Below are 8,755 nucleotides of genomic sequence, written 5' to 3'. Positions count from 1 at the left end.
CTGCGGATTGGTGGGCGGGCTGGGGGCCTGGCCGGGAGCCTGGCCGGGAGCACCGTAGAAGCCGCCCGAGTACCCGCCGGGGGCGCCGTAGGGGGTGTACTGGCCGTACTGGCCGAACTGCTGGTCATACCGTGGCTTCGGGGCCGGGGGACTCAGCACCTCGGTGTCGTAGAGCAGGACCATGATCGCCGCGGCGGCCTGCAGCACCGTCAGGGCCAGCACCAACCACAACGCCCATCCGATCGTGGCGCTGGCGTCCTTGGTGAAGATCGCCCCGAGCACCACCAGCACGCCGATGACCGACAGGATCGCCACCAGCGTCGACTGGTCGTTGATCTTGGGCAGCAGGCTGACGGCGGCCAGCAGGGAGGCCAGCACCGCGGCCAGCGTCATGAGAATGGTGCCGGAGTCGTAGGCGACCACCGTGAACGCCCCGACCTGGGCGATGGGCGTGCTGAACACCGGCCCGAAGCTGGCCAGGTAGGCGGCCAGGCCCAGCACCACGACCGCGATGGTCAGGTACTGCGGCAGCTTGCTCGGCCCGGGATCGGCGACCGGCCCGGTGGGGCTGTACGGCCCGGCGGGCGCACCATAGGAGCCGGGCGGCGGCCCCGGCGGGTAGCCCGAACTGCCAGGTGAGCCGGGTGAGTAGGTCATGACCTCTCCTATGTCGTGTCGTCGGGCACCGTCGGCGCGGCGCTGGTGTCGGATCGCGTCCTCCGGGTTCGGGACGCAGCGCAGGGCTGCCGCACATCCGGGACGCGATTCGACCATCCACGCTAGCGCAACCGGCCGGCGTCGCCGCGTCCCAATCGGCGTGTCCGTAGCGGCGGCGGTCACAGCGGCCGGAACGAGGCGCGCGACGACGGGGCCCGGGGTTCTGCGCCCGAAGACACGGGCCGAAGACACAGCCCGAAGACACAGCCCGAAGACACGGCCCGAAGACACGGCCGGAAGGCACGGCCCGAAGACAGGGGCGCGGGGGCCGCGGACGACCCGGCCTTGCCCCGATGACTAGAACACGTTCTAATTCTGGGCATGGACTACGGGCTCGTTCTCTTCACCAGTGATCGCGGCATTGCTCCGGCAGCGGCCGCCAAACTCGCCGACGACCACGGTTTCACCACCTTCTACGTGCCCGAGCACACGCACATCCCGGTGAAGCGACAGGCCGCCCACCCCACCACCGGGGATGACAGCCTGCCCGACGACCGCTACATGCGGACACTCGATCCGTGGGTGTCGCTGGGAACCGCCTGCGCGGTCACGTCCCGGGTCCGCCTGTCCACGGCCGTGGCGCTGCCCGTCGAACACGACCCGATCACGCTGGCGAAGTCGATCGCCACGCTGGACCACCTGTCCGGCGGCCGGGTCAGCCTCGGCGTGGGTTTCGGCTGGAACACCGACGAACTGGCCGATCACAACGTGCCGCCCGGGCGGCGCCGCACCATGCTGCGGGAGTACCTGGAGGCGATGCGCGCCCTGTGGACCGAGGAGGAGGCCAGCTACGAGGGCGAGTTCGTCAACTTCGGGCCGTCATGGGCCTGGCCCAAGCCGGTGCAGTCCCACATCCCGGTGCTGGTCGGGGCGGCCGGCACCGAGAAGAACTTCAAATGGATCGCCCGCAGCGCCGACGGGTGGATCACCACCCCGCGCGATGTCACCATCGACGAGCCCGTCAAGCTGCTGCAGGACACCTGGGCCGGCGCCGGCCGCGACGGCGCACCCCAGATCGTCGCGCTGGATTTCAAGCCCGATGCCGACAAGCTGGCGCACTGGCGCGAACTCGGGGTGACCGAGGTGCTGTTCGGATTGCCCGACAAGTCCGAACCCGAGGTCGCCGCCTACGTCGAACGCCTGGCGGGCAAGCTCGCCGCCCTCGTCTGAGACGGCGTGGGTCCGGCTTGAGGCGGGGTTGTGATGGCTAGCCCAGCCGGGCCCGGTTGACCCCGTCGACGGCGGTGACCGCGATGTGCGCCCCCAGCGGGTCACCGTCACTCATCAGTGCCACCAGGTCCGCGTCCTCGGTGAGCGCCATGAACCGGCTGTCGTCGGTGTCGAGGCGGCCGATGATCATGCCGGTGCGCACCGGCCAGTCGTAGCGCACCGAGTAGGTCTCGACGGTGCCGCCGCCGTTGACGTGGCGGGTGACGGGGATGCGCGGCCGGGCATCGATATCGGCCTGCAGGGCGGCGCCCGCGTCCGGCCTGAACTCGACCGGTTCGCTCGAGTAGACGCCGACCGAGTACTTGCTCATGATCCCGCCGTTGGCCCCGACCAGACCGAACCGGCCCTTGCCGTCGCGCATCGCGGCGACCGTCTCGGCGATGCCGTGCAGGGAGTAGCTGTTTCCCGGGCCGCCGAAGAACGGCAGTCCCCCGGTGAGCGTCAGCCCGCGGGGGTCGTCGGTGGCCAGCCCGACCGCGTCGCACACGGCGAAGACCGGGAACGGGAAGCAGCTGTAGAGGTCGAAGGTCGCGACGTCGGCCAGCGCGATGCCGGCCATCCGGAGCGCCTCACCCACGGCGAGTTCCGCGGACACGCTCGCGCCGAGGTCGGCGCGGTCCAGCGGGGGCTGCTCCCGCAGGTCGGCGTGCCCGTGCAGGTAGACGCGCTTCTCGACGGGGACGCCCAGCCGGTCCGCGGCCGAGATCGACATCATCAGCGCGGCCGAACCCTGGTTGACCTGGTCCCGGGCGACCATCAGGCGCGGGTAGGGGTCGCAGATCATCCGGTTGTCGTCGGTCACCGTGGTCAGCTCGGCCACCGAACGCTCCACCGGAGCGGACGCGAACGGGTTCTTGGCGGCCACCCGGGAGAACGGGGCGAACAACTCGCCCATCGCCTGCCGGTAGGCCTCGACGCTGCGTCCCAGTCGGGCGCGCCGGGCGTTGTCGAGCAGACCGTACTGCGCCGGTGCCCCCGTCATGCCGTGGGCGACGGTGTACTCGTCGATGTACTGCTCGTAGCCGTAGCCGCGGTCCTCCAGCTGGCCGCCGACCTTCTCGGTGAAATCCGGCTTGTCGTCCCGTTTGGCGAAATAGCGTGCGGTCGAACCCGGTTCGGATCCCACCAGCAGGACGGTGTCGGCCTCCCCGGCGGCGATCGCCCCGGCGAACTCGGTGAGCAGCTTCTGCGGCCCGTGGCCGCCGAGGGGCTCGAGGACGGCGCGGGCCGGCGCGGCGCCGACACGGTGCGCCACCGAGCGCAGGTAGTTGTCCGAGCAGCCCAGTGGGGGTTCGGCGAAGGGGGTGCAGATCTCGAACTGCCGCAGTCCGGCGAAGACCTCGATGGCGCCGGCGACCGTGGCGGTGTCGGCACCGGTGTCGGCCAGCGCGGCGCGCACCGCCTCGGTGGCCAGTTCGACCGCGGACATGCCTCGGTACCCCGGATCGTCGATGCGTTCGGTGAACTGACCGACGCCGACGATGACGGGTGTGCGCGGATCCATGCAGGGCCCTCCGGCGAGCGTGACGACGAACGACTGACGAACGATTGCCGAACGATTACAGCAAGCGATTACTTCGTAAGGCTAATCGGCGGGATGTTCCGGAGCGAACGCGGGGCGAGCGCCCGGCTGGGTCACGACTGCTGGGAGGCGCCCAGGCGGGCGACCTGGGCGGCCATGAACTCCAGCGTCTCGGGGATGGTCTTGAAGGGCACCTGCGGGTCCAATCCGTGGTAGACCGCGGCGACGAGGGTGGGCAGCGTCAGCACGGCATCGGGGTGGGCGGCCACGTCGATACGGCTTGCGGCCTCGTCGACGGGCACCCCACGCGCGAAGAGCGTCGCGGCCTGCTCGTGCAGCGACGACCAGAAGCCCACCCCGGCGTCGATCGCCGCCCGGATCTGACCGTCGACGAGGACCGGGCCGTGCCCGGGCACGACGGTCTCAGCGTCGAAGGCACGGATGCGCTCCAGTGCGGCGATCCAGTTCTCGACCGAACCGGACCACACCACCTTGACGATGTCGCGGGTGAGCAGGTCACCGGCGAACAGCACCCGTTTCTCCGGAAGATAGGCGACCGCGTCGCCGACGGTGTGGGCCGGGCCGAGTTCGTGCAGCTCGACGTCCACGGCGCCCACCCGCAGGTGTTTCTCCGCGCTGAAGGTGGTGTCGGCGGGCCGGACCCGAACGGGGTGGAAGTCGAACGGTCGCGCCAGGATCGACAGCGGATGCAGCGGCGATGCCGGGTCGGCGCTCTCGTCGAAGGCGGCCGCGGTCAGGTCGGCCTGCTCCTGGGTCATCAACGCCGCGGCCGCGACGGTGGCGATGACCTCCACGTCCTGGGAGAACAGCTGGTTTCCGAAGATGTGGTCGCCGTCGCTGTGGGTGTTGAACACGTAGCGCACCGGCGCCGAGCCGGTGTGTTCCCCGATCGCGTCGACCAGCTCCTGCGCGTGGGCCACGTCGTAGAGGGTGTCCACCACCAGCGCCTCGCCGCCGGCGACCACCAGACCCGCATTGGACAGCCCGAAGTCGGTGCTGCCGGACAGGTAGCCGTACACGCCGCCACCGAGGTCGACCAGTCCCTTGCCGAAGGCGGACTCCGCCACGCGCTCTCCCGTCACCGTCGGTGCTCGCCGGGCCCGTCCTCGGGCTCGATGCCCAGGGTCCGGAGGAACAACGATGTCATCACGTAGTGACCGACCAGGAGCACCACTTCGGCGATTTCGTTGCGCGAGAAGTACTCTTCGAGCGCATCCGGGGGTGGTGCCGAACCCCGGACGGCGTCGACCAGCCGGTCCACGAACGCCAGGAGGGCGTCGAGATCGGGGCGCCCCACGGACCGCGAGCCGTCGATCACGGCGTCGATGTGCTCGTCGGACAGCCCCGCCCGGCGGGCCTCGGGAACGTGGTGGTGCAGCTCGTAGCGGCTGGCGGTCAGCGCCCCCACCCGCAGGATGACCAGCTCACGCACCGCAGCCGACAGATATCCGCGGCGAAACGACCGCCCCAGCGACAGGTAGGGCTCGGCGCTGCAGCCGGTGAGCAGCAGCCCCCGGGTCAGGTTCGACGGCAGCAGGTCGTAGACCGCGCGTTGGTCGGCGCTGAGCTCACCCGGATCCGGGAGATAGGACGCCATCGGCCCGCCCTTCGAACGGAACTCGTGGTCCGGGGCCGCGGCGGCGGGACCGGCCCGCCGCCGCGCCTGCGGTCTGCCCGCGACCGGGCTAGCTCTGCTCCAGAATCTTGCGGGCCAGCTGGGCGGTCTCCGACGGAGTCTTGCCCACCTTGACACCCGCGGCCTCCAGGGCCTCCTTCTTGGCGGCCGCCGTGCCCGAGGAACCCGACACGATCGCGCCCGCGTGCCCCATCGTCTTGCCCTCGGGGGCGGTGAAGCCGGCCACGTAACCCACCACCGGCTTGGACACGTTGGCCTTGACGTAGTCGGCGGCACGCTCCTCGGCGTCGCCGCCGATCTCGCCGATCATCACGATCACCTTGGTCTCGGGGTCCTTCTCGAAGGCCTCGATGGCGTCGATGTGGGTGGTGCCGATCACCGGGTCGCCACCGATGCCGATCGCGGTGGAGAAACCGAGGTCACGCAGCTCGTACATCATCTGGTAGGTCAGGGTGCCCGACTTGGACACCAGGCCGATCGGTCCCTTGCCGGTGATGTTGTTGGGCGTGATGCCCACCAGCGACTCGCCGGGGGTGATGATGCCGGGGCAGTTCGGGCCGATGATGCGGGTCTTGGCGCCCTTGTCCAGGTTGTAGGCCCACGCGTAGGCGGTGTCCTGGACGGGGATGCCCTCGGTGATGACGACCAGCAACGGGATCTCGGCGTCGATCGCCTCGATGATCGCGTCCTTCGAGAAGGCCGGCGGGACGAAGGCGATCGACACGTCGGCGCCGGTCTCCTTCATCGCCTCGGCGACGCTGCCGAACACCGGCAGCTCGACCTCCTGGCCGTCCTTGTTCTGGTGCTTGACGGTGGTGCCGGCCTTGCGGGCGTTGACGCCGCCGACGATCTGCGTGCCGGCCTTGAGCATCAGCGCGGTGTGCTTGGTGCCTTCACCACCGGTGATGCCCTGGACGATGACCTTGGAGTCCTTGTTCAGAAAGATAGACATTGGTTGCGTCCCTTACTTGTTCGCCAGCTCGGCGGCCTTGTCGGCACCGGAGTCCATGGTGTCGGCCTGGATCACCAGCGGGTGATTGGCCTCGGCAAGAATGCGACGGCCCTCGTCGACGTTGTTGCCGTCGAGGCGCACCACCAGCGGCTTGTTCGCCTCGTCGCCGAGGATCTGCAGCGCCTTGACGATGCCGTTGGCCACCGCGTCACAGGCGGTGATGCCACCGAAGACGTTGACGAACACGCTCTTGACCTGGCTGTCGTTCAGGATCACGTCGAGCCCGTTGGCCATCACCTCGGCAGAGGCGCCGCCACCGATGTCGAGGAAGTTCGCGGGCTTGACACCGTTGTGCTTCTCACCGGCGTAGGCGACGACGTCCAGCGTGGACATCACCAGACCGGCGCCGTTGCCGATGATGCCGACCTCGCCGTCGAGCTTGACGTAGTTGAGGTCGTTCTCCTTGGCCTTGAGCTCGAGCGGGTCGGTGGAGTCCTTGTCCTCGAACTCGGCGTGGCCGGGCTGGCGGAAATCGGCGTTCGCGTCGAGAGTGACCTTGCCGTCCAGCGCCAGGATCTGATCATCGGGCGTACGCACCAGCGGGTTGACCTCCACCAGGGTGGCGTCCTCCTTGACGAACACCTCCCACAGCTTCTGGATGGTCACCGCGGCGGCGTCGAGCACCTCGGCGGGCAGGTGGCCCTGCTCGGCGATGGAGCGGGCGAACGCCAGATCGACACCCTTGACGGCGTCGACGGGGACCTTGGCCAGCCGGTCGGGCTTGGTGGCGGCCACCTCTTCGATCTCCATGCCGCCCTCGACCGAGCACATCGCCAGGTAGGTGCGGTTGGCGCGGTCGAGCAGGAAGGAGATGTAGTACTCCTCGGCGATGTCGCTGGCCTCGGCGACCAGCAGCTTCTTGACGATGTGACCCTTGATGTCCAGGCCGAGGATGTTCGTCGCGTGGGTGAAGGCGTCATCGGGGGTGGCGGCGAACTTCACGCCACCGGCCTTGCCGCGGCCGCCGACCTTGACCTGGGCCTTGACCATCACCGGCTTGCCGATCTCCTCGGCGATCGCCTTGGCGTCCTCGGCCGAATCGGTAACCCGGCCAGGCGTGGTCGGAACGTTGTGCTTGGCGAACAGCTCCTTCGCCTGGTACTCGAAAAGGTCCATGTGCGCTCACTGTCTTTTCTGAAATTGACGGCGGTGTCTGATGACGGCGGTGTTTCGAGAAACAGCCCGGTGGGAACTGTATCCACACCGCTGCGACACGCTCGCACCACCTACCACCCTTGTGGTACAGGTCACCGCCGCGCCTCAGTGATACGAATCACAATCCGCGCCGGAACATCGGCACGGGTTGCCACCAACATTGGGATTTGGTTAACGTCTCTGTGGTCCAGGTAACGCTTTGGTCACGACAAGAGGGACACCAGGTTGGCGCAGCAAAGTTCGGCAGAGTCTTCGCGCTCGAAGATGCCGACCACTGCGCGCGGACGGGGCTGGGAGCTCAACCCTCACCAAAGCCCTTTCGAAAACCCCAACGAAGTCACCGACATCGTGCCGTTCAACGAGTTCGGCAGCCTTGCCGATCTCGACGGTGACCTGGATCTCGGGGCCGATTTCCAGGGCGACCTACGGGCTGACGTCTGCGGAGCGTTTCCCGCCGCCGATGCGGCCGTACTCAACGCGCCCGAGCTCGACGACCTGCTGCACGCCGAGAACGTCGTCCCGCTGATCCTGCAGCCCCGCAAAGATCTCGGTGACACCGGTCCCGGTTCGGGGCGCCACCACCGCCCCGTCTTCGGCGACCTTCGGGATGACCTGACCCGTGCCGCTGGGTCCACCGGCGGGGACGCCGGTGAGCATGCCGCCGACGCCTACGACTCGACCGTCACCGACGTCCTGCCCCGGGTGGCCCAGCACCGCAAGACCAACCCGAATGCGCTCAAGGGCCGGGTGATGATCGCCGCGATGGCCGCCGGCGCCGCCGCGGCCGCCGCGCACACCGCGATCAACTCGTCCACCCAGGAGAGCACCACCAAGACGGTGCTGGCCGCCGACCGCACCTCGATGGGCGCCGTCCCGTCGGTCAGCGGCAACTCCGACGGGATGCAGCTGGTCACCGTCACGCCGGCGCTGAACAGCAGCACGCACTCCGAGGAGGTCGCCACCGGCGTCGCCTTCGCCCAGGAGCGCGCCGAGCGCGAGGCCCGGCTGCAGCGGCCACTGTTCGTGATGCCCACCCACGGCATCTTCACCTCCGGGTTCGGCTACCGCTGGGGCGCGCTGCACGCCGGCATCGACCTGGCCAACTCCATCGGAACGCCGATCTACGCCGTCTCCGACGGTGTGGTCATCGCCGCCGGCCCCACCGCTGGGTACGGCGCGTACGTGAAACTGCGCCACGCCGACGGCACCGTAACGCTCTACGGGCACGTCAACAGCTGGCTGGTCAATGTGGGTCAGCGGGTGATGGCCGGAGACGAGATCGCCACCATCGGCAACCGGGGCAACTCCACGGGCCCGCACCTGCATTTCGAGGTCATGCCCAACGGGCAGGATCGCATCGATCCGGTGCCGTGGCTGGCCGCCCGGGGCATCAGTCTCGGCGGTTAGGCGCCCCGCCGACGCGGCCCCCCGGCATCCCACCTGGTGACCCTGTCGCTTATAC

The 8,755-nt window shown here is 69.0% G+C and carries 8 protein-coding genes; 2 read left to right on the top strand and 6 right to left on the bottom strand.

Going from position 1 to position 8,755, the window contains the following annotated elements; translation table 11 throughout:
* Positions 1-657: DUF5336 domain-containing protein (locus CSR00_RS28595; protein WP_099025746.1), on the bottom strand; the 657-nt coding region annotated here is incomplete at its 3' end.
* A gap of 381 nt (positions 658-1,038) precedes the next feature.
* On the opposite strand from CSR00_RS28595, the gene CSR00_RS28590 reads away from it, so the two are divergent.
* Positions 1,039-1,887 carry an LLM class F420-dependent oxidoreductase gene (locus tag CSR00_RS28590; protein WP_099025745.1) on the top strand — a complete coding sequence of 283 codons (849 nt, stop codon included), beginning with the start codon at positions 1,039-1,041 and terminating at the stop codon, positions 1,885-1,887.
* 37 nt (positions 1,888-1,924) lie between these two features.
* Here CSR00_RS28590 and CSR00_RS28585 read toward each other — a convergent pair whose 3' ends face one another.
* From CSR00_RS28585 to sucC, 5 genes are all read right to left on the bottom strand, one after another.
* Entirely contained in the window at positions 1,925-3,451 is a 1,527-nt protein-coding gene (locus CSR00_RS28585; protein WP_099025744.1) for an acetyl-CoA acetyltransferase, read from the bottom strand.
* 131 nt (positions 3,452-3,582) lie between these two features.
* Positions 3,583-4,557 carry an MBL fold metallo-hydrolase gene (locus tag CSR00_RS28580; protein WP_099025743.1) on the bottom strand — a complete coding sequence of 325 codons (975 nt, stop codon included), beginning with the start codon at positions 4,555-4,557 and terminating at the stop codon, positions 3,583-3,585.
* A gap of 11 nt (positions 4,558-4,568) precedes the next feature.
* Positions 4,569-5,087: a carboxymuconolactone decarboxylase family protein gene (locus CSR00_RS28575; RefSeq protein ID WP_099025742.1), complete on the bottom strand. Its 519-nt coding sequence runs from the start codon at positions 5,085-5,087 to the stop codon at positions 4,569-4,571.
* Positions 5,088-5,175: 88 nt separating this feature from the next.
* Entirely contained in the window at positions 5,176-6,078 is a 903-nt protein-coding gene (sucD, locus tag CSR00_RS28570) for a succinate--CoA ligase subunit alpha (RefSeq protein ID WP_099025741.1), read from the bottom strand.
* A gap of 12 nt (positions 6,079-6,090) precedes the next feature.
* Positions 6,091-7,254 (bottom strand): ADP-forming succinate--CoA ligase subunit beta, encoded by a 1,164-nt coding sequence (gene sucC, locus CSR00_RS28565; RefSeq protein WP_099025740.1) that lies wholly within the window; start codon positions 7,252-7,254, stop codon positions 6,091-6,093.
* Between the two features lie 303 nt (positions 7,255-7,557).
* Here sucC and CSR00_RS28560 point away from each other — a divergent pair, with 303 nt between their 5' ends.
* Positions 7,558-8,700, top strand: a complete 1,143-nt coding sequence (locus CSR00_RS28560; protein ID WP_099025739.1) for a M23 family metallopeptidase — start codon at positions 7,558-7,560, stop codon at positions 8,698-8,700.
* Positions 8,701-8,755 lie beyond the last annotated feature (55 nt).

Source organism: Mycolicibacterium palauense (assembly GCF_002592005.1).
Classification (GTDB): Bacteria; Actinomycetota; Actinomycetes; order Mycobacteriales; family Mycobacteriaceae; genus Mycobacterium; species Mycobacterium palauense.
Note: the sequence above shows the minus strand (reverse complement) of the source record. Positions and strands in the feature narration are given on the sequence as shown.

Coding starts and splice junctions, on each gene's coding strand:
- CSR00_RS28575 (WP_099025742.1), bottom strand. CDS start 5,087: ATGGCGTCCTATCTCCCGGATCCGGGTGAGCTCAGCGCCGACCAACGC.
- CSR00_RS28560 (WP_099025739.1), top strand. CDS start 7,558: ATGCCGACCACTGCGCGCGGACGGGGCTGGGAGCTCAACCCTCACCAA.
- sucC (WP_099025740.1), bottom strand. CDS start 7,254: ATGGACCTTTTCGAGTACCAGGCGAAGGAGCTGTTCGCCAAGCACAAC.
- CSR00_RS28585 (WP_099025744.1), bottom strand. CDS start 3,451: ATGGATCCGCGCACACCCGTCATCGTCGGCGTCGGTCAGTTCACCGAA.
- CSR00_RS28590 (WP_099025745.1), top strand. CDS start 1,039: ATGGACTACGGGCTCGTTCTCTTCACCAGTGATCGCGGCATTGCTCCG.
- sucD (WP_099025741.1), bottom strand. CDS start 6,078: ATGTCTATCTTTCTGAACAAGGACTCCAAGGTCATCGTCCAGGGCATC.